The sequence below is a fragment of the Bacillus methanolicus genome, from assembly GCF_028888695.1.
GTDB lineage: Bacteria > Bacillota > Bacilli > Bacillales > Cytobacillaceae > Bacillus_Z > Bacillus_Z methanolicus_B.
The window spans coordinates 1,871,863-1,897,498 of the sequence record NZ_PNFF01000001.1 but is presented as its reverse complement, the minus strand read 5'-3'; the positions used below and the strand labels follow the sequence as shown (position 1 = coordinate 1,897,498).

General features: G+C 37.7%; 31 protein-coding genes, 1 tRNA gene, 1 pseudogene and 1 riboswitch. Of the genes and pseudogenes, 17 read left to right on the top strand and 16 right to left on the bottom strand.

What is annotated here, in order from left to right:
- The first annotated feature begins 23 nt into the window (after positions 1-23).
- Together C0966_RS09565 and C0966_RS09560 are read left to right on the top strand one after the other, a co-directional pair.
- Positions 24-1,211: a M14 family metallopeptidase gene (locus tag C0966_RS09565; RefSeq protein ID WP_274855186.1), complete on the top strand. Its 1,188-nt coding sequence runs from the start codon at positions 24-26 to the stop codon at positions 1,209-1,211.
- A 250-nt stretch (positions 1,212-1,461) separates the two neighbouring features.
- Complete coding sequence (locus C0966_RS09560; protein WP_274855185.1) at positions 1,462-2,610, top strand: hypothetical protein; 1,149 nt, start codon at positions 1,462-1,464, stop codon at positions 2,608-2,610.
- Between the two features lie 57 nt (positions 2,611-2,667).
- On the opposite strand, the gene C0966_RS09555 is transcribed toward C0966_RS09560, so the two are convergent.
- Complete coding sequence (locus C0966_RS09555) at positions 2,668-2,841, bottom strand: DUF2759 domain-containing protein (RefSeq protein ID WP_004437837.1); 174 nt, start codon at positions 2,839-2,841, stop codon at positions 2,668-2,670.
- A 109-nt stretch (positions 2,842-2,950) separates the two neighbouring features.
- Positions 2,951-3,445: a hypothetical protein gene (locus C0966_RS09550; RefSeq protein WP_274855182.1), complete on the bottom strand. Its 495-nt coding sequence runs from the start codon at positions 3,443-3,445 to the stop codon at positions 2,951-2,953.
- Positions 3,446-3,523: 78 nt separating this feature from the next.
- On the opposite strand from C0966_RS09550, the gene C0966_RS09545 reads away from it, so the two are divergent.
- Complete coding sequence (locus C0966_RS09545; RefSeq protein ID WP_274855181.1) at positions 3,524-4,159, top strand: MBL fold metallo-hydrolase; 636 nt, start codon at positions 3,524-3,526, stop codon at positions 4,157-4,159.
- A 217-nt stretch (positions 4,160-4,376) separates the two neighbouring features.
- Complete coding sequence (locus C0966_RS09540; RefSeq protein WP_274855179.1) at positions 4,377-5,486, top strand: class I SAM-dependent methyltransferase; 1,110 nt, start codon at positions 4,377-4,379, stop codon at positions 5,484-5,486.
- A gap of 35 nt (positions 5,487-5,521) precedes the next feature.
- Here the strand turns inward: C0966_RS09540 and C0966_RS09535 are convergent, their stop codons facing one another.
- The 3 genes from C0966_RS09535 to C0966_RS09525 form a co-directional block, all read right to left on the bottom strand.
- Complete coding sequence (locus C0966_RS09535; RefSeq protein ID WP_274855178.1) at positions 5,522-5,767, bottom strand: DUF2626 domain-containing protein; 246 nt, start codon at positions 5,765-5,767, stop codon at positions 5,522-5,524.
- Between the two features lie 83 nt (positions 5,768-5,850).
- The gene (locus C0966_RS09530) at positions 5,851-6,552 is read right to left on the bottom strand and encodes a helix-turn-helix transcriptional regulator (protein WP_274855177.1); all 702 of its coding nucleotides are present in this window, start codon (positions 6,550-6,552) and stop codon (positions 5,851-5,853) included.
- Between the two features lie 134 nt (positions 6,553-6,686).
- Positions 6,687-6,758 (bottom strand) — tRNA-Gln (locus C0966_RS09525).
- A 153-nt stretch (positions 6,759-6,911) separates the two neighbouring features.
- Here C0966_RS09525 and comGA point away from each other — a divergent pair.
- From comGA to C0966_RS09480, 9 genes are read left to right on the top strand one after another with little or no spacing between them, the layout of a single operon-like run.
- Positions 6,912-7,982: a competence type IV pilus ATPase ComGA gene (comGA, locus tag C0966_RS09520; RefSeq protein ID WP_274855175.1), complete on the top strand. Its 1,071-nt coding sequence runs from the start codon at positions 6,912-6,914 to the stop codon at positions 7,980-7,982.
- Entirely contained in the window at positions 7,969-9,000 is a 1,032-nt protein-coding gene (gene comGB / locus C0966_RS09515; protein ID WP_274855173.1) for a competence type IV pilus assembly protein ComGB, read from the top strand. Before comGA ends, comGB begins: the two co-directional genes overlap by 14 nt.
- Before the next feature lie 16 nt (positions 9,001-9,016).
- On the top strand, positions 9,017-9,328 hold the full coding sequence (comGC, locus tag C0966_RS09510; protein ID WP_274855171.1) for a competence type IV pilus major pilin ComGC: 312 nt from the start codon (positions 9,017-9,019) through the stop codon (positions 9,326-9,328).
- Complete coding sequence (comGD, locus tag C0966_RS09505) at positions 9,325-9,774, top strand: competence type IV pilus minor pilin ComGD (protein WP_274855170.1); 450 nt, start codon at positions 9,325-9,327, stop codon at positions 9,772-9,774. The genes comGC and comGD overlap by 4 nt, the downstream gene beginning before the upstream one ends.
- A complete protein-coding gene (locus C0966_RS09500) occupies positions 9,749-10,078 on the top strand; it encodes a hypothetical protein (RefSeq protein WP_274855169.1) in 330 nt (109 codons plus the stop codon). The genes comGD and C0966_RS09500 overlap by 26 nt, the downstream gene beginning before the upstream one ends.
- Positions 10,029-10,502 carry a competence type IV pilus minor pilin ComGF gene (gene comGF / locus C0966_RS09495; RefSeq protein ID WP_342456728.1) on the top strand — a complete coding sequence of 158 codons (474 nt, stop codon included), beginning with the start codon at positions 10,029-10,031 and terminating at the stop codon, positions 10,500-10,502. Before C0966_RS09500 ends, comGF begins: the two co-directional genes overlap by 50 nt.
- A complete protein-coding gene (gene comGG / locus C0966_RS09490) occupies positions 10,499-10,882 on the top strand; it encodes a competence type IV pilus minor pilin ComGG (protein WP_274855168.1) in 384 nt (127 codons plus the stop codon). The genes comGF and comGG overlap by 4 nt, the downstream gene beginning before the upstream one ends.
- Before the next feature lie 13 nt (positions 10,883-10,895).
- Entirely contained in the window at positions 10,896-11,393 is a 498-nt protein-coding gene (locus C0966_RS09485; protein WP_274855165.1) for a shikimate kinase, read from the top strand.
- Between the two features lie 49 nt (positions 11,394-11,442).
- Positions 11,443-11,619, top strand: a complete 177-nt coding sequence (locus C0966_RS09480) for a YqzE family protein (RefSeq protein ID WP_274855164.1) — start codon at positions 11,443-11,445, stop codon at positions 11,617-11,619.
- Positions 11,620-11,708: 89 nt separating this feature from the next.
- On the opposite strand, the gene C0966_RS09475 is transcribed toward C0966_RS09480, so the two are convergent.
- From C0966_RS09475 to C0966_RS09435, 9 genes and pseudogenes are all read right to left on the bottom strand, one after another.
- The gene (locus C0966_RS09475; protein ID WP_274855757.1) at positions 11,709-12,383 is read right to left on the bottom strand and encodes a SpoVR family protein; all 675 of its coding nucleotides are present in this window, start codon (positions 12,381-12,383) and stop codon (positions 11,709-11,711) included.
- Positions 12,384-12,947, bottom strand: coding sequence for a SpoVR family protein (locus C0966_RS09470; protein WP_274855162.1), 564 nt, complete (start codon positions 12,945-12,947; stop codon positions 12,384-12,386). It lies immediately after the preceding gene.
- Positions 12,928-13,572 carry a DUF444 family protein gene (locus C0966_RS09465; protein ID WP_274855756.1) on the bottom strand — a complete coding sequence of 215 codons (645 nt, stop codon included), beginning with the start codon at positions 13,570-13,572 and terminating at the stop codon, positions 12,928-12,930. Before C0966_RS09465 ends, C0966_RS09470 begins: the two co-directional genes overlap by 20 nt.
- A gap of 95 nt (positions 13,573-13,667) precedes the next feature.
- Positions 13,668-14,087 carry a DUF444 family protein gene (locus C0966_RS09460; protein ID WP_274855160.1) on the bottom strand — a complete coding sequence of 140 codons (420 nt, stop codon included), beginning with the start codon at positions 14,085-14,087 and terminating at the stop codon, positions 13,668-13,670.
- Positions 14,088-14,111: 24 nt separating this feature from the next.
- Positions 14,112-14,255, bottom strand: a complete 144-nt coding sequence (locus tag C0966_RS09455; protein ID WP_274855158.1) for a hypothetical protein — start codon at positions 14,253-14,255, stop codon at positions 14,112-14,114.
- 32 nt (positions 14,256-14,287) lie between these two features.
- The gene (locus C0966_RS09450) at positions 14,288-14,848 is read right to left on the bottom strand and encodes a hypothetical protein (RefSeq protein ID WP_274855755.1); all 561 of its coding nucleotides are present in this window, start codon (positions 14,846-14,848) and stop codon (positions 14,288-14,290) included.
- A gap of 45 nt (positions 14,849-14,893) precedes the next feature.
- A pseudogene (locus tag C0966_RS09445) lies at positions 14,894-15,936 on the bottom strand (protein prkA); the annotation flags it as partial.
- Positions 15,937-16,472: 536 nt separating this feature from the next.
- A complete protein-coding gene (locus C0966_RS09440; protein ID WP_274855156.1) occupies positions 16,473-17,264 on the bottom strand; it encodes a YqhG family protein in 792 nt (263 codons plus the stop codon).
- A complete protein-coding gene (locus tag C0966_RS09435) occupies positions 17,233-18,930 on the bottom strand; it encodes a DEAD/DEAH box helicase (protein WP_274855154.1) in 1,698 nt (565 codons plus the stop codon). Before C0966_RS09435 ends, C0966_RS09440 begins: the two co-directional genes overlap by 32 nt.
- 174 nt (positions 18,931-19,104) lie before the next feature.
- A riboswitch (glycine riboswitch) is annotated at positions 19,105-19,197 on the top strand.
- 231 nt (positions 19,198-19,428) lie between these two features.
- Between C0966_RS09435 and gcvT the strand changes: the two genes are divergently transcribed.
- Genes gcvT through gcvPB form a run of 3 tightly spaced genes read left to right on the top strand, consistent with a single transcriptional unit; the run spans position 19,429 to position 23,356 of the window.
- Complete coding sequence (gene gcvT / locus C0966_RS09430; RefSeq protein WP_274855152.1) at positions 19,429-20,535, top strand: glycine cleavage system aminomethyltransferase GcvT; 1,107 nt, start codon at positions 19,429-19,431, stop codon at positions 20,533-20,535.
- A gap of 18 nt (positions 20,536-20,553) precedes the next feature.
- On the top strand, positions 20,554-21,900 hold the full coding sequence (gcvPA, locus tag C0966_RS09425; RefSeq protein ID WP_274855151.1) for an aminomethyl-transferring glycine dehydrogenase subunit GcvPA: 1,347 nt from the start codon (positions 20,554-20,556) through the stop codon (positions 21,898-21,900).
- The gene (gene gcvPB, locus C0966_RS09420; RefSeq protein ID WP_274855150.1) at positions 21,893-23,356 is read left to right on the top strand and encodes an aminomethyl-transferring glycine dehydrogenase subunit GcvPB; all 1,464 of its coding nucleotides are present in this window, start codon (positions 21,893-21,895) and stop codon (positions 23,354-23,356) included. The genes gcvPA and gcvPB overlap by 8 nt, the downstream gene beginning before the upstream one ends.
- Positions 23,357-23,459: 103 nt before the next feature.
- Here gcvPB and C0966_RS09415 read toward each other — a convergent pair whose 3' ends face one another.
- Both C0966_RS09415 and C0966_RS09410 read right to left on the bottom strand, forming a co-directional pair.
- The gene (locus C0966_RS09415) at positions 23,460-24,035 is read right to left on the bottom strand and encodes a nuclease-related domain-containing protein (RefSeq protein ID WP_274855149.1); all 576 of its coding nucleotides are present in this window, start codon (positions 24,033-24,035) and stop codon (positions 23,460-23,462) included.
- Positions 24,036-24,070: 35 nt separating this feature from the next.
- Entirely contained in the window at positions 24,071-24,451 is a 381-nt protein-coding gene (locus C0966_RS09410) for a rhodanese-like domain-containing protein (RefSeq protein ID WP_274855147.1), read from the bottom strand.
- Positions 24,452-24,634: 183 nt separating this feature from the next.
- Here C0966_RS09410 and C0966_RS09405 point away from each other — a divergent pair, with 183 nt between their 5' ends.
- Positions 24,635-25,471 carry a lipoate--protein ligase family protein gene (locus tag C0966_RS09405; RefSeq protein ID WP_274855146.1) on the top strand — a complete coding sequence of 279 codons (837 nt, stop codon included), beginning with the start codon at positions 24,635-24,637 and terminating at the stop codon, positions 25,469-25,471.
- The last annotated feature ends 165 nt before the right edge of the window (positions 25,472-25,636 follow it).

The window sequence follows — 25,636 nt, the reverse complement described above, 5'->3', positions numbered from 1 at the left end:
TTAATGATGGAAGGAGGGGGAACATGAAAGTTCGAGTTCGTTCCGGTGATTCTTTCTGGTATTATAGCCAGCTATTTCAAATTCCACTAAATTTAATTACAGATTCAAATCCTGATCTGAATCCTGCAAATTTGCAAGTTGGGCAGGAAATACAAATTCCGGGATATATTGATAAATTCTATTCAATCAAACGAGGAGATACTTTTTGGAAGCTTTCAGCAATCGGCAACATGTCCGTTGATGCCTTGATGCTCTTAAATCAAAATGTCAATCCTAATCAGTTAAAGGCGGGAGAAAACATTCTTTTGCCGGTCAGGGTCACTTCTCCCATTGTAAACGGAAAGAGAGAATATGATTATCATGTTTTACAGGATGATTTAAACCAATTAAAGAAAATATATCCATTTATTAATATAAATTCGGTAGGAAAAAGCGTGCTTGGATTGCCTATCCAAGAAATAAGGCTCGGGAATGGACCGAAAAAGGTTCAGATGAATGCTTCATTCCATGCGAATGAATGGATCACGACTTCGATTTTAATGAGTTATTTAAACACTTACCTCCTTTCTTTAACAAATTCATCCTTGATTAGAGGGATTTCTACCCTTCCTCTTTATAATAGTGTAGAATTAACGCTGATTCCTATGGTTAATCCGGATGGGGTCAATTTAGTTTTAAACGGTCCTCCGGGAGAATTCAGAGAGAGTGTCATCAAAATGAATAATGGCAGCACTGATTTTAACGATTGGAAGGCAAATATACGCGGCATAGACCTTAATAATCAATATTTGGCAAAATGGGAAATTGAAAAAGAGAGAAAGAAACCAAAAGCTCCTTCACCAAGAGATTATCCTGGTGATGCCCCGCTTACCGAACCGGAGGCCATCGCAATGGAAAATCTGGCCCGAAGCCTTCCATTTGACAGAATGCTTGCTTTCCATACGCAAGGGAAAGAATTTTATTGGGGATATGAAGGTTTTGAACCTCCTGAATCGAAAAGATTGGCAGATGAATTCGAAAGGGTCAGTGGATATAAAGCGGTTTGCTACATTGACAGCCATGCGGGTTATAGAGATTGGTTTATCCAGGAATTTCGCCGCCCCGGTTTTACGATTGAATTAGGAAAGGGTGTGAACCCATTACCTCTATCACAATTCGATGAAATTTATGAGGATGTTTTGGGAATTTTTCTTGCATCTTTATACATGTAGGCTTGTTTTTCTTCAAATAACTTAATAAAATGAATTAGCATTGCAAAAATCATCTGACGGTTTTAAAACATCAAATAAGGGTCTGACTCCCTCAAGCAAGACAATATGACAATATATAGAATGGTTTTATTAAAGTTTGTCTATATATTTGTATTGGGGAGGGTCTGACCCTATTTTTATTCAAATGTAACTGAAACATTTTAAAGAAGATTACGTACAGATAAATAGTTCTAATAAAGGTGATGTGGAAATGAAAAGTTTGCAAAGGAAGACAATAAGATATCGAAGTGTTTTATTGCTTATCGTATTCATTTCCATATTAACGCTTTTTGGATGCTCATCCGAAAAAAAAGAGAATAAGCAAAACGCTGTAAAACCGAGCAACAATTTGCCTAAAGAAACACGGGAAGGAGGCTTTGATATCATTCCTCTTGAAATTCCTGAAGGTGAATTTGATAGAGCAATCGGTTGGCTGGACAATAAAACAATTGTCTACATTTCAAATATACAGCAAGGGTCAAATGTTTATAAATATCATCTCCCTACCGGGCGCAGCACTTTATTATATAAGAGCAAATCACCGATTGTGGCAGTATATATCAGTTCTTCACGTGAACGAATATTAATCCATTCTTCCCGTTCTTCATACGAGGGAATGATTACAATCCTGACAGATAAAGGCGAGGAATTAGCCTCTGAAAACATCGAATCTTATGAGCTCGCTTTTGAATGGAACCCATATAATGAAAATATCCTTTTTGTGTCATCGTTTACGGAGGAGTGGGATTTTCATACTTACATTTTAGACATAAAAGACAATGAGTTATCCGAGATTCAGCTTGCAGAGCCATTTGCCAGCTGGCTGACAGAAGACGAATTAATCTATTTGGATTGGAACGAAGATCAACCTTCCCTTTTAGCTCCCCTAAAAAAGGTTCGATATCAAAGAGGGGAAATCGATACAATCTTAACAGATCTCTTTTTGGCTAAAGCTTTTAAAGAATATATAATGACAATTGGCCTCTCACAAGATTCAGATGATAAAGGCGTTTATGCTTTTTATTCTAACAATTTGAAATTAAAATCGAGTGCAACTGTTCCATTGTTGTCTAGATATTCCGATTGGCTTGTTCCATACTTCGATTTAAGTCCTGAACTTAAGCGTTTCTATACTTTCCGTCCGTTATCAGGCGGTGAGGCAGACACGTATTCAGGAACATTTCAATTCGTATCTATTGACATCGAAACAGGCAAAGAAACAATCATCTTGGAAAACGGGGAAAATGAACCGGTCAGCTGTTCGGCTGATGGGAAATTGTGTTTGTATGGCAATCATCTCGAAAAAATCATCGATGTAAGAAAGAAAATTGTTTTTTCGCTTTTAAAGAACGGCGGTTAACATGTCGTACAGTAAAAAAGACTGCCCGGCAAAGGCAGTCTTTTTCAAAATTAATTCTTAGTGTGCAACAGGAATACCATGATGGATTGCAGTCATGATTGTAAACCAGCCAATTACAGCAAAAGTACCCCCTGCAAAAATGAATCCAAGGAAATTTTTGTTTCGTAGTGTGCTATAAGTTGCATAACCGGCAAGCAATGTTACTAAACCAAAAATAATAACAAGTCCCATTATAAGAAGCCCCCTTTACTGTATTGTCATCAGGTAAATGCCATAAAATTTTTGTTATAACGTTTTTGGAACTTATATGTATACATCAAGTGTACAATTCGATTATATTTTATCTTTTTTTTGCTAATTTGTCGAGGTCTAAAAATGACGCTTCTATGTCATATGCTTGACAAATTCGTTCAACAAGTTCATCGTGTTGTCTGTCGGTAAAATAAATCTCCCCTTCTTTTGTTTTCGTTTTAAAAACGAGATGCTCATCTAATTGATAGTTTGCCATTTCAATCATCTTTTCATCCTTGGAACAGATTGAAAAAGCACAGAGTAAATCCTTAAATAAGAATTTCTCGTTTTTATCTGAGATAAAACCATAATCAAAAAAGCTTTCTCCTTCCTGTCCTTCGGAAAAAACGATTAAATCGTGCCATTCTTCAAAAATCTCCCCTTCTTTCAGTATTTCTCTTGCTAACTCAGCTTCGATAAGGTTGTCAAAAATAAAAATAAGTTCATAAACATCCACGATTTTCGTCTCTGACATCAACAGACTTCGAAAACCATGTATTTCATCAATTAATGCACTAGCTTCGATCCCGATCATAAATTTCATTTTAGTGCGTTCCTTTCTTTCATTATCTTATGAATAGTGTAAAATAGAGATTGTATTCCAGCAATTGGAGGTGCTCTAATGGAATGGTTTCAACTTTCTCTTGGACCCTTGCAGACAAACTGCTATATTGTTTACAATGAGAAAAAAAATTGTTTGATTTTTGATCCGGGAGAAGAAGCCGAAAAACTAATAAAGTTTATTAAAGAGAAAGGCCTTAAGCCGCAAGCGATTATGATTACTCATGCTCATTTTGACCATATCGGGGCTCTTGATGACATAAGAGATGAATTTCAGGTTCCAGCGTATATTCACGAAAAAGAGGCGAAGTGGCTAATTGATCCGGCACTCAACGGTTCACAAATCTTTATGTTAGGAAAGTTGGTCAGAATGAAACCGGCAGACCATGTTCTGACAAGTGAAGGGAAGATGAGTGTAGGAGATTTTTCTTTTCATGTTTATGAAACTCCGGGGCATTCTCCTGGTAGTGTTTCCTTTTATTTTGCAGATGCGGGTTTTGTCGTTTCTGGCGATGCACTATTTAATGGCAGTATTGGAAGAACGGATTTGCCTGGCGGAAACTATGAACAATTATTGAAAAGCATTCATGATAAATTGTTAACTCTGCCGGAAGAAACCATTGTATTGCCTGGGCATGGGCCTGATACTGATATCGGAAGTGAAATGGATTCGAATCCATATTTGCATGGCTTTTGATCAACTGTATTTTCCATTTGCCTGTATTTTCAAGGAAGAAAAATCGATATGATTCTTTAATCAAGCCAATCAAAATAGAAAAACCCTTCTCACCGGAGAAGGGTTTTTCTGGGGGATGTTCTATTCTTATAATGGGAGGGGATATAGTTAAGCTACTATCCTAACAATATGATAAAGTAAACACTATGTCAATAGTGAAAATTAAAAAGGAGCCAGTATGTTTCATTATCTTAAGAAGCTGATTCAAAGCAAGCCTGAAAAAATGATTTCCTATGCACAATATATTGCTGAGGCGCTTTATCATCATAAACATGGTTATTATATGAGAGAAGACGAAAAAATCGGACGAAAAGGAGATTACATAACAACAAGCAATATTTCCGATATATATGGAAGAGCGATTGCTAAATGGTATAAAAAACTAGTTCAAAAATATGATTTGCCAGCTTCTGTCTGCGAGATTGGTGCCGGAAACGGCAGATTTGCTATGGCATTTTTGGAAGAATGGCACCGGGAGCATCAGTTGCCTCTTCAATATTTTATCGCAGAAGCAAGCCCGTATCATTTAAAGAAACAAAGAGACTTGCTAACAAATTTTCCACATGTAAAACAAATTTCCAACTTGGAGGAAATAAAACCTTTTAAGGGCATGGTATTTTCCAATGAGTTATTTGACGCTCTTCCTGTGCATGTGATCGAAAGAAATAACGGACAGTTATATGAAATAATGGTTGCAGCTGAACACAATGAATTGATAGAGAAAAAAGTACCGCTCGAAAATGAACAAATCCATCGATTTCTCAAAAAAAATCAACTTGTTCTGAACGAAAATCAACGAATCGAAATCCCCCTTGAAATGGAACGAATGTTAGCCGGTATTTCAAATATGATGGAACTAGGATTAGTCGTAACTGCAGATTATGGGTATACAACCGACGAATGGATGGAGCCATACAGAAGGAATGGAAGTTTAAGGGGATATTACGATCATAAGATGTTTTACAATGTGCTCGAGAATCCCGGAGAAATGGATATTACCAGCCATGTTCACTTTGATGCTCTTATAAGAGAAGGAGAGGAATTAGGCTTACATTTACTTATAAAACAAAGGCAGGATGAATTTCTTCTGTCGATTGGATTATTAATGGAGCTTGAAGAAAGTTATGATCCCAACCCTTTCTCCGAAACGAGCAAACGAAACCGAGCAATTCGAAGTCTGATTTTACCGGATGGGATGAGCGGGTCCTTTCATATCATTATTCAACAAAAGAATCTTCATTTATTACCCGAACAGCTTTTTCCATTCAACAAAAAAAGCAATGGATAACCTCCATTGCTTTTTTTCTGTCCAGCTTCTCTTGATTAATGGCCGCCAGCGCCGGGCACCATCATAAAAGTTGTCCAATAGGTGAACCCTGCAAAGAAAATAGTCAGGTATGCACCAAAAATATACATATACGTACGCTCGGACAGTTTTAAGTAGCTTAACAATAAGAAAAATCCTGTTTGACCGAAGAAAATCAGAGACGTTGTATACATGTCTCCTAAATAGAACATAACTGCGAAGATTCCAGTCCAAAATCCCAGAACTCTGTACATACGGTCCATATGTATCCCTCCTTTAACCAAACAAGTCCATCAATACAATATTATAAATGAACTGTAAATGAAAAGTAAATAACCGTTTCCATTTAGTTTGTGATAAGTGCCTGATATGAGCATGACTGGCAACCGTTGAACATATTTTCTTTTTCAACGAATTCAACTGAATCAAACAATGTTTCAAACATTCCCTTCAAAAATTCATAATGCATGCTGCACACGATCTCAGTGTTATTAACCGCTATTTCTTTGAATGGACAATTAAAAATTTGAAAATAAATTTTCTTTTTTTCTTCATTCACTTCAAACTCAGGAATAAAGCCAGCTACTGTTGCTGCATTTTTAAGTATATTCAGCTTTTGTTCAAAATCCAGGCTTGCTCCGCTTTGGGAAGCCTTTGCAATTTCCTGTTCAATCAATTCTGTTCCAAATTTTTTTCCGGTCATATAAAGTGCTTTCTTCCCTTCTTCGCCGAGAGAAAGCATTGTTTGTATTGCCACTTTCGCTAAAAGCTGATAATCACGATATGGGAAATGCAATTGAATAACATTGTCGGATATACGGTAATATCTGCTCGGCCTGCCTCCCTTACCTGTTTTTTTTGTTTCGGAAACAAGCATGTTAACATCTTCAAGCTTGGATAAGTGAAGCCTTGCAACGTTTGGATGAATATTAAAGCCATCCGCAATTTCTTGAACGGTTACTTCTTGATGCTGTTTTGTAATGTATTGATAAATGTAATATCGTGTTGGATCAGATAAAACATTTGTAATGCGCAATGTTTGTTCCACGTTTGTTCACCTCGGGACCAATATTGTTACTTTCATTATAATAAAGCCATAAAAACATTGGAATGAGGTTAACACTGTTAACACTATAAGTTTAGAAAATGTTCACAAATTAATGTCTAAACATTGAACAAGTACTGGGCTAGCTGGATTCGAACCAGCGCATCACGGAGTCAAAGTCCGTTGCCTTACCGCTTGGCTATAGCCCAATCATATTATTATTCTTCGTTTTTCCCAAGGTGCAGTTATTATTATTTGAAAAAGGGTATTATTTATTCAAAAAAATTTGCCGATTGAGAAGGAATTGCGGGGAAACTTGTCGAAGTACAAATCAACTAATTAAAAAGGTGGTGCATTACATTGTGAGTTCAATAAAACGTCTGGCTGACAGAATCATAAGAGATGCTGTCCGAAATCAAGCAACAGACATTCACATCATCCCGAGAAAAAAAGATACCCTCATTCAGCTGCGAATGGGTAACCGGCTAGTTCCAAGACTTTACCTTCCGAAAGAAGAATGTGACAGACTCATATCTCATTTTAAGTTTACGGCTTTAATGGATATCGGAGAAAGAAGGCGTCCCCAGAGCGGAGCTTTTTCCTTCATAGTTGATGATGAAACAATCGGCCTTCGTTTATCCACCCTCCCTGCAAACAGCAGTGAAAGTCTTGTCATCCGTATACTTCCCCAGCAAAAGCAAATTCCTTTTTATCAATTATCCTTATTTCCGAGTATTACACGAAAACTATTGGCGCTTCTTAAACATGCTCATGGCTTGATTATTTTCACCGGACCAACCGGAAGCGGCAAGACAACCACCCTTTATTCGCTCCTGAATGAAACTTCCCATTTATTTAATCGAAATGTAATTACGTTAGAGGATCCTATTGAAAAAGATGCTGAATCCGTATTGCAAGTGCAAGTAAATGAAAAAGCGGGAGTATCTTATGCTGCAGGGTTAAAAGCGATATTGCGGCATGACCCTGACATTATCATGGTAGGAGAAATAAGAGATGCGGAAACAGCAAAAATTGCCGTACGGGCTTCCTTAACGGGACATCTTGTCTTGAGCACAATGCACACAAGGGATGCGAAGGGAGCGATATATAGGCTGATGGAATTTGGTGTAAATTGGCAAGAAGTAGAACAAACGCTCGTAGCGGTTACCGCCCAGCGTCTTGTCGAATTAACCTGTCCATTTTGCGAGGGAGAGTGTTCTCCTTACTGCTTTTCATACGGAAGGTGGAAAAGAGCCAGTGTTTTCGAAATTTTGCACGGCAGGGCTCTATCTTCTGTTATGAGAAGAGCAAATGGAGAAGAATGTGAAATTTCGTACCGTACGTTAAAGGAGGTTATCAGAAAAGGAATTGCTCTTGGCTATATTAAGGAATCAGAATATGAGAAATGGGTGTATGATGATGAACCGCTCTAAATGGAAGGTTGAAGAACAAGCTTTGTTCTTAAAACGGATCGGTGAACTTCTCGCAAGAGGCTATCCGTTATCAGAGGCAATAGAATCAATGTCTTTTTATCTACAAGGAAATAAAAAAGAACAAATAGAGAAATGCCTTATGGATTTAAAGGAAGGCTATCCTCTATATGAAATTCTTTCAAAGCTGAATTTCAATAAAAACTTAATAGGGTATGTTTATTTTGCCGAGCAGCATGGCGGGTTGTCGGAAGCTTTTCTTGACGGAAGTAAGATGGTCTTAAAAAGAGAAAAAGATCTTAAACGGCTTATTAGGCTCTTGTATTATCCTCTTTTGTTAATGCTAGTTACTCTGTTTCTGTTCATTTTTGTCGAACGAATACTGCTCCCTAAGTTTACTTCTCTTTTTCAAACAATGCAGCTGAAAACGAATTTTTTTACAAGAATTGTATACTTTTTAGGCGATGCCGGCCCGATTGTTTTTCTCGTTTTCTTCAGTCTTCTTCTCCTAGCCTTTTTTTACTATTATTCGTATTTCCGCAAAAAAAATCAGCTTGTACAAAAACGATCGATTGTTCGTCTTCCACTTGTCGGCCCCGTATTTAGACTTCTTTATACTCACTATTTTTCCGTTCAATTCAGTTATTTGTTAACCGGAGGCATTTCTGTTTTTGAAGCATTAAACCTATTTGAAAATAATATGAGACAGCCGTTCTATAAAGAAGTCGGCACTGAAATTAAAAAAAGGCTTACAACAGGAGAGAGGCTTGAAACGATCTTGGCTTCTTTGCCGTTTTTTGAGCATGAACTATCGAGAATTGCGAAACACGGCCAGGATAACGGCAAACTCGGGCAGGAACTTTACTTTTTTAGTCAATATTGCTTGACAAAATTAGAGTCATTAACAGAAAGATGGATGAAAATTATTCAGCCTTTGCTTTACAGCCTCATTGGACTGATGATTGTGTCAATGTATTTGGCTGTCTTATTGCCAATGTTTCATTTATTAGATGGATTTTAGAAAGGAGAAATACAAAGTGAAAAATGAAAAAGGTTTTACGCTAATAGAAATGTTGATTGTCTTGCTCGTCATTTCGATTTTGCTGCTTATTACGATCCCAAATATTACAAAACACAATGACAATATTAACAATAAAGGCTGTGAAGCATTTGTAAAAATGGTCCAGTCCCAAGTCCAGGCATACGAAATTGAACATAAAGCTTATCCGCAAACTGTAAATGACCTAATTTCAAAAGGTTATCTGAATCCAAAAGAAGATAAATGTCCGAACGGGAAAGATATTACAATTACGAACGGTGTTGTAGCTGTGAAGGATGGCTCTTCATGAGAATAGACGAAAAAGGTTTTACCTTGGCAGAAATATTGCTCGTATTGTCTATTTTTCTCATTGTTTCGTCCATCGCCGTATTCTCGGTAAAACCCCATTATCACTTTATCGAAAAAACACTTTTTTTCACCCGCTTAAAAGCTGATCTTTATTATGCTCAGCAATATGCGATTTCCCAACAGCGACAAGTTCAAGTACATTTTTTGGCTGATGAGCATCGTTATTTTGTTCACGATTATTTAAATGGAAAGATCATCATTGATAGATCCTATTCAAAACTAATTAAAGTTCGGGAGGGGTCGTTAAAACTGTCTTTCAAATTCACATACGACGGGAGAATTGACCGTTTTGGATCCATTTATATCACAATCGGGAAAGAAATATACCGTATGACTTTTTTGCTTGGCGAGGGGCGATTTTATGTTGCGAAAGATACGAAAGAGTGAAGGTTTTTTTCTTGGAGAGCTTTTTTTATCTTTATCGATATGGCTTCTTGCAATTGGTTTTTTGCTCCCGTTTATCATGAAGCTTACGAACCAATCTATGAAAGTAAGGATGGAAACGGGAGCTGTCCATCTTCTTTATGAAGAAGTTCAGGCTAAAATAGCAGATGGATCCGTTCCGGGAAATAAAACCGTTAACAGATATGGATATAAATACGAAATTATTTGGAAGAATGATAGAGAGGTGTGTATAAATTTTGAGGAAAGGTTTCAGCATCCGGTCGAAAAATGCGAGGCGATTGAATAACAAAGGATATACGATGCTAGAGATGCTGTTCGCTTTTTCGATATTTTGCCTCATTGTTTCGTTCGTACCAATTTTTTTCAAGATTGTCATTCATGAAGAAAGCTTGAATAGGCGTTTGGCTATGATGGAATGGGAGGTTTTTGTCAGCCAAGTAAAAAAAGAAATAAGAATGAGCGATCGTCTTCAAATTAGCGGAAGCAAACTTTTTTTGGAAAAGGACGGAAAACTCATTTTATATGAAATGTATGGAGAGAACTTGAGAAGAAGGGTTGATTTTTTAGGTCATGAAATTTTGCTTCAACAGGTTCAATCTATTCATTTTCAAAAGCTCCAAAATGGAGTGCAAATTACTGTTACGGATAAAGGAGGAACAGAGAAAACAACGGCAATTCTCTCGTTTATCGAAATGGAGGTTGCAGAATGATCAAAAATGAGCATGGTTTTACATTTCCGTTGTCATATAGCTTATTTCTTGTATTGTCTGTTTTTTTACTCGTTCATGCGGAACAATATCTTTCTGAGAAAAAACTTTTGCGAGAAACAGAAAGCATTTTAAAGCAAGAATATTACATGATGAGTTCGGTGAAAAAAATGGAAGCGATGCTGCAAGAAAATACTGATCTTCATACAGAGGGAGTCTTTCAATATACGCATGGAAAAGTGTATTATAAAGTAAACCATGTAACGAGCAGTATCATTCAAGCGGCTTTCCAATTAAAACTGGATTCAGGGGAAGAGTTTCATGGATTTGGTTTTTATGACAAGGACCTTATGAAAATGATAAAATGGGTAGAAAAAAACTGACAGGGGTTATAGAATGAAATCTATTTATTTAATCGGTTTTATGGGTTCAGGGAAAACGACGGTTGGAAAATCGATTGGTGTTAAATGGAATTGGCCTGTTTTTGATACGGATGAGGAAATTGTAAAAAAAGTTAAAAAGAGCATTAATCAGATTTTCGAAGAAAATGGCGAGGATTTTTTCCGCCTTCTTGAGACAGAGATATTGAAACAGCTGCCAGTAAATCGTTCGATCATTACAACCGGTGGAGGCATTGTACTAAAGGATGAAAACCGCAGGTGGATGAAGGAAAATGGGGCTGTCGTGTTTTTGTACGCCGAACCTGAGGAAATTTTTAAACGGATCGAAAATGATGATTCCAGGCCATTGCTAAAGACGAATAAAAAAGCTGCAATAGAAAAGCTTTTTCGAGCGCGCCTCCCGCTTTATATGGAAGCAGCCGATTTTACAATTGATACAACCGGAAAGGACATCAACGAGATTATAAAAGATATAGAAAAAGGTTTAACATAAGAATGATTGGACATACTTGTTAACGACAGAGTGAAGGCAGGTGTGTTCGATGAAAACGAATGATTATGTGAAATACATTACGCAAACAGTAGTCAAATATATTGACCAGCCAAAAGAAGACCGGAAACGAATTCGTGCGGAAAAGAAAGAAAAGAAAGAAACGTTCTTATATCGCTGGTTCGGTATCTTGCCATACCTCTTTGCGTCAATAATCAGAAAAAGGTAAAAAGGAAGCAGCCTACACGACCTGCTTCCTTTTTTTAACTCTGTTAAATCAGAAAAGCATCTTTAGATTAGATACGCGTGAGGATTTTATTAAAAAAAGAAGGTATGTTTAAATTGATTATCGTCTGTGATTGGCGAAGTAAATTTTTGATTAAAGGAAAATTCAAAGGATTCTTTTACTCGTGTGTAGACGATATCTTGGAAAATTTCATTTTTCGTATGAAGGAATACAGGTTGCTGAATAAAAGGATCTAACAAATGTAATACTTTTTCGCATTTACCAATATCTATTGGTCGTCCCTCGTATGCATGGTATAAATGAAAACCATCTTCTTCAAATGATGCTTCGATATAAGGAAATCCGCCGTTAACAAGGTCTCTTAGGAGTTGATTTTTAATCTTCTCTGCATCCATAGTTGTAATGATTCCATCGTGATAATCGGAATCATATAAATACATATTACATCTTTCTGCCACTGTTGCATCAAAATATTGACGAATAAAGGATACGTCGTGGCATTCGCTTCTCACCTCAAATAACTTTTCTATGCCATATAATTCTTCAATGCGTTGGAACATCTTGTAGCCTAAAAGATAAGGATTTAATGATGTTGGATTCGCTTTGACTACTCCTGCATGCATTTTGGTGTAATCTAAGATTTCCTTGGCATCAATATTTAGTTCTCGCATGATTCTTGTATGCCAATAGGTTGCCCACCCTTCGTTGATAATTTTTGTACGTTTTTGAGGAAAAAAGTATTGTATTTACAATTTGACAATTTTAAAAATATCCCGTTGCCAATCATCCATATGGGGGCTATCTTTAATAAGTGTCTCTAATATAGGAATATGTTCTTCGATGGAAAGAGCGGCATCTAATGTTTTTTCTACGATTTCTTCTCCATATTCTTTTTCATATTCTTGAATGATTTCTGCATGACGTTTCATGATGTGTATCATATGTTTATCCGTTGATTGGAATGTAAAATTATTTTTAAAAAAATCGGAGTGTGCCAAGACATGGGCGATAATTAATTTATTTTCTAATAAGCTATTGTCTTCTAACAAATAAGCATAACATGGGTTTGTATTGAAGACTAATTCGTAAATTTTCATCAAACCTAACTTTCTCATTTTTTGTTGTCTGTCAAATTTTTTTCCAAAACTCCAATGTGAAAAACGATAAGGCATTCCGTAGGAGCTAATCGCATACATGATATCGCTTGGTACAATTTCGTAAATCATCTCATAATAATCCAAACCGAAATCATCTGCCAATTGATGAATTTCGTATTTGGATGTTTCCAATTCACTCAATGAATAATTCATTTTTAGATTCCCCTTTGTTTGTTCTTGGAAAAAATTGTTTCAACACTTGATATATATCTTGTTTTTTTTCTACGATTTGAACTTGTTGTAAATTATCCAGCGACTTCAGCTCTTTATAAACATTGTTAAGCGATGAGGGTCGTTGGTTAGGGTTTATTTCTACATATCCAAACATAACGATGTCTTTGCAAAGTTTTTCAATCAGTCTTTTACAGTCAGCATTATCGGTGGATAAGTTGTCTCCATCGCTTACATGAAATCCAAATATATTATAGGATTCAGGAGGGTACTTTTCTTGAATGATTTCATTCATTAATCGGTAAGCGCTTGAACAAACGGTTCCTCCTGATTCTCCTTTGGAAAAAAATTGTTCTTCCGTTAATACTTTCGCTTCTGAGTGATGTCCAATGTAGATGATTTCTACCTGTTTATATTTGGTTTCTAAAAAACGTTTAACCCAAAAATAGAAATTTCGAGCTACGCTTTTTTCAAAAACCCCCATACTTCCAGGAATATCCATTAACGCAAAAATTACAGCGTTTCCTAGTTCTTTTACATTTTCCACCCATGATTTATATACGATATCTTCCTTTGTTATTTGTCCGAATACAGGATTTCCTTTCATGGCATTTCGTTTTAAATTGCGCAGTAATGTTCGCTTTTTATCAATGTTATTTTGTAGCCCGTGAGAACGCACATCTTTGAATTCGTAAGACTTGGTTAAGATTTGATGTACCAGTTCTTTTTTTCAATAAGAGGCAATTCCAATTCGTCAAATAAACTTTCTTCGATTTCTTCAAAATTCATTTCGATTTCATACCAATCAATTCCTGATTTATCGCTTGCTCCTGAACCTGAACCTGCATGATTGTTTTCGTTTATTGAAAATGAATCTCTAACTTTGGCATTTCCGTTGCCCATTCCGATTTGATTTTTCGTATCAAAAGCATATTGGATTTTTGGTTGCTGAATGTATTTAATCGGAATTTTTTTAATGCTCTTTTCTCCTGAAATCAAAATTGATTCCTCTCCGATCATGTCGGAGAGGTTTTCTTGAATGGCTTTTTTTATTTTACGTTCGTGTTTTATTTGGTCGAAATAGGGATTTTGATAATGACTCCAACTTTTTTTACTAATCATTTCCCTCACCTTTTTTTAAATTAATCAACGCATTCCGGTCATGGTAAAAAAACGATTCAATAGGTTCGCTGCCATATCTAATGAACAGTTATTTTCTTTGCTGTATTTTTCAGCAATATCATACAGTTTGTTGGAATCAGTAGATAGAAATTTCATGGTTTGTTCCAATACTAATTTCTCAACGCCTGATTTAATAGGGCTTAGTAATTATAATACGCCATATCGTTATTTCCTTGTTTTTTCATGTTTTCAGTTTTTTGATAAATTTCTTCGCGAAATTCTCTTCTTTCTACATTAGAAATGCCGATGATATCTTCGATTTCTTTTAAAATTATTTCATCGCCTTCACCATTTTCAATAAATTTAACGAGTTCTTTGAAATAATTGGTTGCAAAAGTTTGAGCAAAGTCTTCGTTGTAAGAAAAGATAAAGTTAGTAAAAGATTCTTTTAATTTCTCTTCATATTTTTTAATGGTGTTTTGTGCCGATTTTTCGTAGAATTCTTTTTCGTCCTTTTTTAAACCAGGTAATTCGTATAATCCATCCAAAATGGATTCTAACAGATGAAATTCATCGACAATACCATTATGGCGAATGATGCTGCTAGAAATACGATTGATGATATAACGAGGGTCGATGCCAAGCATTCCATCTCTAAGATATTGTCTTTGGATATCTTTAAATGTTGTTATTTTATTTTCTTCATGATTGTATACTTGTAGACGGACATCCGTGGGAATCGTTTCGTTTTTTTGTTCCAACCGTGTTGAAATGCTGAAACTAGAAACGGCTTCTAATGCATTTGGCGAAAACTCTACATTTAAATTAGGATGTTTAATCGCTTTAAGATAAATGCGTTGTTCTTCGTTTATGGATAGGTTGTATGGGACTTTCACAACAATCATACGAGAGATGAGAGCTTCATTTTTTTGTTTTCAATGAACGAACGATATTCTGTTTCGTTAGTATGTGCGATGATTAATTCATCAGCATGAATAAGAGAAAAACGTCCGGCTTTGAAGTTTCCTTCTTGTGTCAAGGACAATAAATGCCATAAAAATTTTTCATCGCATTTTAAAATTTCTTGAAACTCCATCAACCCACGATTGGAGATATTCAATTCTCCATCAAAACGATATGCTCTTGGGTCTGATTCTGACCCAAATGTAGTGACGGTTGAAAAGTCAATGCTGCCAATTAACTCGGAAATATCTTGTGACTTAGGGTCAGAAGGGGAGAAAGTGCCAATCCCCACTCGTTCTTGCTCAGAGAAGAAAATTCGTTCGACTTCTACATCTAAGATATTTCCGTTGTATTTTTCTTTTACCATTGCTAGGGTATATGGATTTAGTTCTCCTTCGATTTTCATATTCATTTCTTGTTCGAATTCTTTGCGTAAATGATGAGGTAATAGTAAAAGAGGTTCTTGATTCATTGGACAACCTTTAATCGCATAGACAGCACCTTCTTCTGTTCGTGTATAGGCTTCTAATCCTCTTTTCAATAATGTTACAATGCTGCTTTTTCCGCCGCTGACAGGCCCCATTAATAATAGAAGGCGTTTTTTTACATCTAAACCGAATGCGGCGGGTTTGAAATAATCTTCAACCAAGCGTTCAAAAACATGTTCTAATCCATAAATTTCATCATTGAAGAATTTGTATATTTTTTGACCTTTGCTGTTTTCTGATACTCCGCTTGATATAATCATGTTATAAATGCGGGAGTGAGCGTTTTGAGCGATGTAAGGGCGTTCTTTGACTAACTCCAAATATTCAGCAAATGTACCATTCCATTTCAACTCATCATTATTTTCTTGATACTTCTTTACTTTATTTATTAAATACATGTTTTTCCAACTCCTTAATTATTAATCAGAAAATCGCAAATCCTTATTTTGCCGTAAAATTTTTTGTTATTTAAAATTTTCAAGAAATGATAAAATCCACCGATATTCGATAGAACTGAAAACTAGAAAACACAACGAACATTCTCGTTGTGTTAAGAATCCAGATGTTAGGGTTATGATGTTTGAAAAAAGAACAGTTCGTTTGTAAGTTCAACAAAATATTAAAAAAGAGAATATCAACAAAATTTTCTTAAAAAGTGCTTGCTATAGATGTCGATTTTTGATAAAATAAAAAAATAAGGTTTAAATTTTTAAATGCTTTGGCATCATTATCTTCTTTTACTAATAATTATTGCCAACTATATCTTTTTATAAAACAATTCATTTCCAATTTTAATCATATTCGCATAAAAGGCATAAGATTTTTCAATTGTTTATAATCGTTTTTATATAGAAAACACCATTGGTATGAGTAAAACCAATGGTGTTTTTGTTTTTGGTTATATGATTTTACAATATATAGACAGTCTATTTTATTAAATGGCTTGATCCGTAAGGTAAAATAACCCGCCGTTAATTATAGATATTTTTATTTTCGGTTCATATTGTTCTTGCAAAGATTTTTTTTCGATTTCATAACTTTCTCTTTCTTCTTCGCCTTCATAAAAATGATCTAATAAATCCAAATCCTTTTGCCAACGCTGTCTTGCCTCGACTGCCCATGCATGGTCTTCCTGCCCGAGATTGTATCTTATATAGTTTTCTATTCTTTTTATTCCGCTTTTTGGCATGACGAGCGGGGAAAGGGTAAATGAATAATCCGGTATTTTTGGAGTTAATGGAATTTTCAATAGTTTGTCATGAAAATCTTCTATCAATTGTCCGTTAATTAACTGCAAACCGATTGATTTGAAAATATCTCGTTTCCGGTCGCACTGATATGATATTTTTACATTTATGCCAAGCCACGGAAGCAAAGGTGTTTGCTGCTGATGTTTCATGCTTCGGTTTTCGTAAAGCCTGATATATCCGGCAAGATTTTTCGTTGACTTGAAAATTTGATGAAGCCGGGGTGAGCCGAAATAAATGTTTTCTCCTTTAAATTGTTCGGGAACTACTTGCGGATTTGTAATCAGCGTAAGCTTCATCGGGTTTGGAACTCCGCCGGTCTTTTCAAGATAATGCCAGTAAAAAGGTCTGTTCATTAGTTCTTTATCAAGTTCAATTGTTAATTGAACGGTCATGTGCCCTGGGCCGTTTTCTGTTATTTCACATCCATTGGCATGAAAATATCGTTCAAGAAATTGATGAATTTCCTGTTGCTGCACGAAGCTCACCCTCTTTTATTTCTTCTGCTAATTGAATCATCGAAGAAAGGTTTTCCATTTTTATTCTCATTTCCCCTTCAGAAGCTGATCGTCCGAATATTTCTACTAAATGATCTTCGATATTTCCAAACTCAAGCTTCGTCAATATATCATCGAGCTCACCAATCACTTTTTCAAACAAATGAATTTTTTCATATAGCAGTTTTAATATATGTTCTTCAACCGTATCTTTTGTAGCAAAGTTGTATATGATCACATCTTTTTCCTGGCCAAGCCTGTGAATCCGCCCAATCCGCTGCTCTAATCTCATCGGATTCCACGGAAGATCAAAGTTAATGATGTGATTGCAAAACTGAAGATTAATACCTTCGCCGCCTGCTTCCGTCGCTATTAACACTTGGGCTTGATTTTGGAATAACTCTCTCATCCAGTCTTTTTTGCCGCGTTTAAAGCCTCCCCTAAATGGAACAGAGGTGATGCCGTGTTGTTTTAGAAACCATTGCAAATACAATTGGGTGGCTCTGTACTCCGTGAAAATAATGACTTTGTCATTTATTTTTTGAATAAGTTCAAGAGCTTTTCCTGCTTTCGAGTTCGTTTTTACAGCTTCGACTTTTGAGACTAAATATTGTATTTGCTCTTGAAAAGCTTTTGAAGGAGATTCTTGCTTTTCAAGCATATTTCTTAATGTATGAAAGACAGCTTCCCTGCTGCTGCAAGCCTCCCGCTGCAGGGTCATAACTGAAAATTGGCTTGAGTTGACCCAGTTTCCTTCACTCTTCAATTCTGTTACTGCTTCATAAAGCTCCCGTTCTTCTTTTGTAAACTCGATCGGTATTGTTTCTACATGCCGTTTTGTCCATTCAATTCCTGTGTCGGCTCTCCGATTTCGAATCATAACTTTATTTACAAGCTCACGAAGGTGTTCATCATCATTAAGAGACCGTGAGTTCCGTTTGTACTTTTCAAAGAATGCTGATTCATTGCCAAGATGACCCGGTTTTAATAAAGAAACTAAATGAAAGATTTCTTCAATCCGGTTTTGAATGGGTGTAGCTGTTAATAGCAGGCAAAATTTCTTTTTTAATTTTTGAACAAACTCGTAGTTTTTTGTTTTATTATTTTTGAGCTTGTGAGCTTCGTCGATAATAATCAAATCATAATCCTGCTCGTAAATCATTTCCCTATGTGGACTTCTTTTGGCTGTATCGATCGAAGATACAACAACATCACATTGGTCCCATACATAGCTTTTTCGCTGGGTGATGGCCGGGATAAAGAATTTTGAATTCAGCTCACTCGCCCATTGGGTTACAAGTGAAGCCGGAACAAGAATAAGCACTTTTTTCACAAGTCCCCGAATCATATATTCCTTCAGTATCAGTCCCGCTTCAATTGTTTTTCCCAGACCTACTTCATCAGCCAAAATGGCTTTGCCATGCATGTTTTCAACAACTTGTCTGGCCACTTCAAGCTGATGGGGAAGTGGAGTTAAATTCGGCAGGTGCTTCGGAGCTTGCAGACCTTCGAATTCAGGGATGACAGTATGTTTTTCCACTTCAACGGCCAGCTTAAATAGCTCCCAGTTTCCCCAGGGGCCGTCATCAGTAATTCGTTGCAAAAATTCATCCTGCCACGAGGAATCGAATTCAATCTGCACCGTCATGACAAATTGCTCCTTTACTAAAAATTTTATTGCTCAATCAAGCTCTTTAATGGTAGGATAAGATTAGCTTTGAAAGTTTAGAAATTTGCATATTAACAATCATTTTAAAATGTAACATCTAAAAGCTATCCGTAAAGTGTAGTATGGCCATAATGGAAAATTTTATAAATGCGAATGACGACAAGGGGAGAGACTACATTTGTAGCGCCGAAGGAGCAAGCAAAGCTGATTTGTGAATCTCTCAGGCAAAAGAACTCTTGTTTGACGCTGCTCTGGAGAGTGCTCCGCCATTAATGGAGCCACCAAAGAGGAAAGCCGCTATGGTAAACTTTCAGGTGCAAGGACAGAGACCTTCTCATGTTTTGAGGGGGTTTTCTGTCCTTTTTTGTTTGTCTAGTACCTTCGCTCATCGGGGTTGACTAAGACGCTTGCATTTTTCTTAATTGAATCAAATTCTGGGTAAACTAACATTAATTTGTTGGATGAAGGGGGATTATGATGTCTGAGCTTAAGCGCACACCGTTATTTGAGTCGTACAAGGAATACGGTGCCAAGACCATTGATTTTGGCGGTTGGGAATTGCCTGTCCAATTTTCAAGCATTAAAGAAGAACACGAAGCCGTCCGGACAAAGGCAGGATTATTTGATGTTTCTCACATGGGAGAAATTGAAGTAAAAGGGACTGGAAGTCTTGGGTATTTACAAAAAATGTTAACGAATGATGTTTCCAAAATAAAGACCGGAGGTGCCCAGTATTCGGCGATGTGCTATGAAAACGGCGGCACTGTTGACGACCTTCTCGTTTATAAGCTGGATGAAGATCGCTATTTGCTTGTTGTCAATGCTGCGAATATTGAAAAGGATTTCGAGTGGCTCAAAGACCATTTAGATGAAAATGTTGAAATTAATAATTTGTCTGAACAAACAGCTCAATTGGCTTTGCAAGGTCCGCTTGCAGAAGAAGTCCTTCAAAAGCTGACACCGGAAACAACTCTAAGCAATATCGGCTTTTTTGAATTTCAGCAGGATGTGAACATTAACGGTAAAAAAGCGCTTGTCTCAAGAACCGGATATACCGGTGAAGACGGATTTGAAATTTATTGTGATGCAATCGATGCACCTGCTCTTTGGAAGGAGATCCTGGAGGCCGGAAAGGAATTCGGCGTAATGCCATGCGGATTGGGAGCACGTGATACGCTGCGCTTTGAAGCAAGCCTTGCACTATACGGGCAGGAGCTTTCCCCTGAGATAAGCCCGCTTGAAGCAGGCATCGGATTTGCCGTGAAGCTTAATAAAGAAGCTGATTTTATTGGCAAACAAGCATTAAAACAGCAAAAAGAAAACGGGGTGCCGAGAAAGCTTGCCGGAGTAGAAATGATCGACAGAGGGATTCCGCGCCACGGTTATCAGGTATATAAAGGAAACGAAAATATTGGGGAAGTAACAAGCGGTACACAATCCCCAACATTGAAGAAAAATATCGGCCTTGTTTTAGTAAAAGCGGAGGAAGCAGAACTTGGTAATCAAGTCGAAGTTGAAATCCGCGGCAAGCGCCTAAAAGCAGTTATCGTGTCAACACCATTTTATAAAAGGGAAAAGAAGTAACAGGGAGGAAAGCAAACGATGAAGCATCGCTATTTACCGATGACAGAACAGGACAAAAAGGCAATGTTGGAAACAATCGGCGTATCTTCTATTGATGATCTGTTCAGCGATATTCCAGAACGCGTCCGCTTTAAGGGCGACTATAACATTAAACCGGCAAAATCAGAATCATCCCTAATGAAGGAATTAGCTCTTTTAGCAGAGAAAAATGCAGATTTAAAGAAGAATACTTCTTTTCTCGGAGCAGGTGTCTATGATCATTACATGCCGGTCATTGTAGATCATGTTATTTCCCGTTCAGAATTTTATACAGCGTATACTCCGTATCAGCCGGAAATTTCTCAGGGTGAACTTCAGGCTATTTTTGAATTCCAAACAATGATTTGCGAGTTAACCGGAATGGAAGTAGCCAATTCATCCATGTATGACGGCGCAACAGCTCTTGCGGAAGCCGCTATGTTAAGCGCTGGCCAGACAAGAAGAAAGAAAGTAGTTATTTCCTCAGCAGTTCATCCAGAAGCAAAAGAAGTCGTAAAGACATATGCGAAAGGACAATATATTGAGGTAGTCGAAGTTCCCTATAAAGACGGGATCACAGATATTGAGCAACTGAAAAATATGGTGACAGATGAGGTGGCGGCTGTCATTGTACAGTATCCAAATTTCTTCGGCCGCATAGAACCTTTAAAAGAGATTGAGGAAATCACTCATGGCCAAAAAGCGATGTTTGTCGTATCGAGCAATCCGTTGGCACTCGGTGTATTAACGCCTCCTGGAAAGTTCGGTGCCGATATCGTTGTCGGTGATGCCCAGCCGTTTGGCATACCAACAGCATTTGGCGGTCCACATTGCGGCTACTTCGCCGTTACAAGCAAACTGATGAGAAAATTGCCCGGGCGTCTTGTCGGCCAAACAGTGGATGAGGAAGGGCGCCGAGGTTTTGTTCTGACTTTGCAAGCACGCGAACAGCACATCCGCCGCGATAAAGCGACTTCCAACATTTGTTCGAACCAAGCCCTTAATGCACTTGCAGCCTCTGTTGCGATGACGGCTTTAGGAAAAAAAGGCGTAAAAGAGATGGCTTTAGCGAATATGCAAAAAGCGTATTATGCGAAAGAGGCATTTAAAGAAAATGGTTTTGAGGTCGTCTTTGAAGGTCCTGCTTTCAATGAGTTTATCGTGAAGCTGAATAAGCCTGTAAAAGAGGTAAACAAGGCTCTTTTACAGAAGGGAATTATTGGCGGATATGATCTCGGCCGTGATTTTTCAGATCTGGAAAATCACATGTTAATCGCTGTAACGGAATTAAGAACAAAAGAAGAGATTGATACTTTCGTGAAAGAATTGGGGGATTTCCATGCATAAACAAGATCAACCGCTGATTTTTGAAATTAGCACGCCGGGCCGCATTGGATACAGCCTTCCTGAAATGGATGTTCCGGAAATTGATGTAAACAACCTTCTGCCGGACGGGTATTTGCGTGAAGAAGAGCCTGATCTGCCGGAAGTTTCCGAGTTGGATATTATGCGCCATTATACAGCTTTATCAAAGCGCAATCACGGGGTGGATTCCGGTTTTTATCCGCTTGGATCTTGTACCATGAAATACAATCCGAAAATCAATGAAAACGTTGCCCGCTTCAATGGTTTTGCACACATTCACCCGCTTCAGGACGAAAGTTCCGTCCAGGGTGCGCTGGAATTAATGTACGACCTCCAGCAGCATTTAAAGGAGATTACCGGCATGGATGAAGTGACGCTTCAGCCGGCCGCAGGCGCTCATGGGGAATGGACAGGACTGATGATGATCCGGGCATACCATAAAGCAAACGGGGATACAAAGCGGACGAAAGTCATTGTTCCTGACTCCGCTCATGGAACGAATCCCGCATCTGCTACTGTTGCCGGGTTTGAAACGATTACCGTTAAATCGAATGAAAACGGACTTGTCGATTTGGACGATTTAAGACGCGTAGTTGGCGAAGATACAGCTGCTCTTATGTTAACAAATCCAAATACACTCGGTTTATTTGAAGAGAATATTTTAGAAATGGCGGAAATTGTCCATAACGCAGGCGGAAAGTTATACTACGACGGTGCGAACTTGAATGCCGTTTTAGCGAAAGCTCGTCCCGGAGACATGGGATTTGATGTTGTTCATTTAAACCTTCATAAAACTTTTACAGGCCCGCACGGAGGAGGCGGTCCGGGTTCAGGACCGGTAGGGGTAAAAGCGGATTTGATTCCGTTTCTTCCAAAACCTGTAGTAATGAAGCGCGGCGAGGAATATGTTCTTGATTATGACCGTCCGCATTCGATTGGCCGCGTCAAACCGTTTTATGGGAATTTCGGAATCAACGTTCGCGCTTACACATATATCCGTTCAATGGGGCCGGACGGCTTAAAAGCTGTCAGTGAATATGCCGTGCTAAACGCGAACTATATGATGAGAAGACTCGCAGAATATTATGATTTGCCGTTTAATAGACATTGCAAGCATGAATTCGTATTGAGCGGGAAGCGCCAAAAGAAACTTGGAGTGCGTACGCTTGACATTGCAAAGCGCCTGCTTGATTTCGGCTATCATCCGCCGACCATTTACTTCCCGTTAAATGTGGAAGAGTGCATCATGATTGAACCGACTGAAACAGAATCGAAAGAAACGCTCGATGCGTTTATTGATGCGATGATTCAAATCGCAAAAGAAGCGGAAGAAAATCCGGAAATCGTACAAGAAGCGCCGCATACAACAGTAGTCGGCCGGTTAGATGAAGCATTGGCTGCCCGAAAACCTATTCTTCGATATGTAAAACAATCATAACACTCAAAATTAGGCATGGTGCCACGCGCCATGCCTAATTTTTTGAGGCTGAATTGTGGAGTTTACTCTCGTTCAAGGTGCATTTACTCTCGTTCAGTGGAGTTTACTTCCGTTCAAAGTGGTATTCATAATTTTCACAACTTGAACAACGCCAATTCCTTAAAACTTTTATCATTCCAAGATTGCCACAAAATTCACATGCAACTCCAGTACGGATGTCGCTGCGTGGGATATGATACGTTTCGCAAATGGGTGGGGGAATATAGTTTCGATGGCTGCTCATGATTTCAGTGGATAACCAGTTGAACGAATCTTTTTTCAATTTACTAGGTTTATCATAGAGGCTTTTAATATATGAAGGAATTAATTTCGGGAATAAAACTTTTGTTTTCACAGGGGCTAATTCAACGATCTGCTTTGGATAAGCAAAGACAACGACTCCATATACAGGAAGATGGATACCGCGGATATGAATCCATTCCTCCAATAATTCAACGTTGCGCTCTACTTGTGCCGCCGGACTATCAAAGCCATCTATCTGTCCGTCAGCACTAGTACGGATTAATTGTGGAGGGGTTTCAATAAACTTCAAGCTTCCTGCAATATTTTTCACTTCAAAAACAACTGCGAAAGAGGGAGTTAGAAACAAGGTGTCAATTTCCAGAATGGATTTAACCAAAAAGACCGGGCAAAGCCCGGTTTCCTTTAACTCAATTATTTTGTTTTAATCTTGCCGGTCCATTTTTTGAATCCGCCTTCAAGATGGTATAAATCTCTATAGCCTTTACGATACAAAATTTGTGCAGCACGACCGCTGCGGATGGCGTTCTGGCAATATAAATAAACAGGCTTGTCCGGACGGATTTCCTTCAGTCTCATTTTCAGCTGAGAAAGCGGAATATTTCTTGCACCGAGAATATGTCCGGCCTCAAACTCATTCGGTTCACGTACATCAATAAGCTGTGCCTTGCGATACCCTTGGCGAAACTCTTCTTCTGTTAATGTTTTAACTATTTTTCGCTGATAAAGCCATGTAATAACTGAGTAAACAATGATAGCACCAGCGATGATTAAAATAAAATATAGCGTATCCAATCCATCTTGCTCCTTTCACTATGCTAAGCCATTCTTAATTATATAAGCCACGGCTCTATTGAGTAAAGAAAATCGGCGAAAAATCTTTGCGTACTCAAAATAGGCAAGTGTGACTTGCTTTGTTTAAAGAGAGAATTTTGATAGACTTAAAAGGTAGTAATAATAATACAAAGAGGGTTACATATGAGTAAAGAAGTATGGCGTTTTATTGATACAGGCAACGGATCACCGGCTTTTAATATGGCCTTGGACGAGGCGCTTCTTGATTGGCACAGTGAAGGAAAGATTCCTCCGGTGATCAGATTTTACGGCTGGAATCCTCCGACATTGTCAATCGGTTATTTTCAAAAGGTTGAAAAAGAGATTGATTTAGATGCGGTTAAAAGGCACAATCTTGGCTTTGTCCGCAGGCCTACCGGCGGCAGAGGAGTTCTTCATGAGCATGAGTTAACCTACAGTGTGATCGTTTCTGAAGATCATCCGAAAATGCCGAAAACGGTCACTGAAGCTTATCGGGTCATTTCCGAAGGAATTTTAAAAGGGTTCCATCATTTAGGGCTTGAAGCTTATTTTGCTGTTCCAAAAACGGCAGAAGAGAAAGAATCATTAAAAAATCCGAGATCTTCGGTTTGCTTTGATGCACCAAGCTGGTATGAGCTTGTGGTCGAAGGAAGAAAAGTAGCCGGAAGTGCGCAGACAAGGCAAAAAGGCGTTATTCTGCAGCATGGTTCGATTTTGCTGGATCTTGATGAGGATAAGCTGTTCAGTTTATTTAAGTATCCGAATGAACGGGTAAAAGAAAGAATGCAAAAAGCGTTTAAAGACAAAGCTGTTGCCATTAACGACATAAGCAGCCGGAAAATTACGCTTGAAGAAGCAAAAGAAGCATTCCGAAAAGGGTTTAGTGAGGGGCTTAACATTGAGTTAGAGCCATATGAACTGACAGATGAAGAGCTTGAATATGTACAAAAAATCGCAAAAGAGCGGTACGAGAATGATGAATGGAATTTTAGAAGATGAAAAAAGCGGCTTCGGCTGCTTTTATTTATTTTTCCAAATAACTTTCTAACTGTTAGCCGAAAGTGCAACCTCCGAAATTTGTTAAAATGAATCATTTAATGACGAAAATCGTTTATTAACTCTCTTAATCTCGTTTTTCTAGTTATTTTTATTTTTGACAAAATG

What these genes read in the sequence shown, in the direction of transcription:
- C0966_RS09500 (WP_274855169.1), top strand. Translation starts at nt 9,749, where the DNA reads ATGTTGCGAAAGATACGAAAGAGTGAAGGTTTTTTTCTTGGAGAGCTT.
- C0966_RS09460 (WP_274855160.1), bottom strand. Translation starts at nt 14,087, where the DNA reads ATGATTAGTAAAAAAAGTTGGAGTCATTATCAAAATCCCTATTTCGAC.
- C0966_RS09555 (WP_004437837.1), bottom strand. Translation starts at nt 2,841, where the DNA reads ATGGGACTTGTTATTATTTTTGGTTTAGTAACATTGCTTGCCGGTTAT.
- C0966_RS09545 (WP_274855181.1), top strand. Translation starts at nt 3,524, where the DNA reads ATGGAATGGTTTCAACTTTCTCTTGGACCCTTGCAGACAAACTGCTAT.
- C0966_RS09550 (WP_274855182.1), bottom strand. Translation starts at nt 3,445, where the DNA reads ATGAAATTTATGATCGGGATCGAAGCTAGTGCATTAATTGATGAAATA.
- gcvT (WP_274855152.1), top strand. Translation starts at nt 19,429, where the DNA reads ATGTCTGAGCTTAAGCGCACACCGTTATTTGAGTCGTACAAGGAATAC.
- comGB (WP_274855173.1), top strand. Translation starts at nt 7,969, where the DNA reads ATGAACCGCTCTAAATGGAAGGTTGAAGAACAAGCTTTGTTCTTAAAA.
- C0966_RS09565 (WP_274855186.1), top strand. Translation starts at nt 24, where the DNA reads ATGAAAGTTCGAGTTCGTTCCGGTGATTCTTTCTGGTATTATAGCCAG.
- C0966_RS09465 (WP_274855756.1), bottom strand. Translation starts at nt 13,572, where the DNA reads ATGAAAGGAAATCCTGTATTCGGACAAATAACAAAGGAAGATATCGTA.
- C0966_RS09470 (WP_274855162.1), bottom strand. Translation starts at nt 12,947, where the DNA reads ATGAATTATTCATTGAGTGAATTGGAAACATCCAAATACGAAATTCAT.
- C0966_RS09535 (WP_274855178.1), bottom strand. Translation starts at nt 5,767, where the DNA reads ATGGACCGTATGTACAGAGTTCTGGGATTTTGGACTGGAATCTTCGCA.
- C0966_RS09480 (WP_274855164.1), top strand. Translation starts at nt 11,443, where the DNA reads ATGAAAACGAATGATTATGTGAAATACATTACGCAAACAGTAGTCAAA.
- gcvPA (WP_274855151.1), top strand. Translation starts at nt 20,554, where the DNA reads ATGAAGCATCGCTATTTACCGATGACAGAACAGGACAAAAAGGCAATG.
- gcvPB (WP_274855150.1), top strand. Translation starts at nt 21,893, where the DNA reads ATGCATAAACAAGATCAACCGCTGATTTTTGAAATTAGCACGCCGGGC.
- C0966_RS09435 (WP_274855154.1), bottom strand. Translation starts at nt 18,930, where the DNA reads ATGACGGTGCAGATTGAATTCGATTCCTCGTGGCAGGATGAATTTTTG.
- comGD (WP_274855170.1), top strand. Translation starts at nt 9,325, where the DNA reads ATGAGAATAGACGAAAAAGGTTTTACCTTGGCAGAAATATTGCTCGTA.
- comGG (WP_274855168.1), top strand. Translation starts at nt 10,499, where the DNA reads ATGATCAAAAATGAGCATGGTTTTACATTTCCGTTGTCATATAGCTTA.
- C0966_RS09485 (WP_274855165.1), top strand. Translation starts at nt 10,896, where the DNA reads ATGAAATCTATTTATTTAATCGGTTTTATGGGTTCAGGGAAAACGACG.
- C0966_RS09540 (WP_274855179.1), top strand. Translation starts at nt 4,377, where the DNA reads ATGTTTCATTATCTTAAGAAGCTGATTCAAAGCAAGCCTGAAAAAATG.
- C0966_RS09405 (WP_274855146.1), top strand. Translation starts at nt 24,635, where the DNA reads ATGAGTAAAGAAGTATGGCGTTTTATTGATACAGGCAACGGATCACCG.
- C0966_RS09560 (WP_274855185.1), top strand. Translation starts at nt 1,462, where the DNA reads ATGAAAAGTTTGCAAAGGAAGACAATAAGATATCGAAGTGTTTTATTG.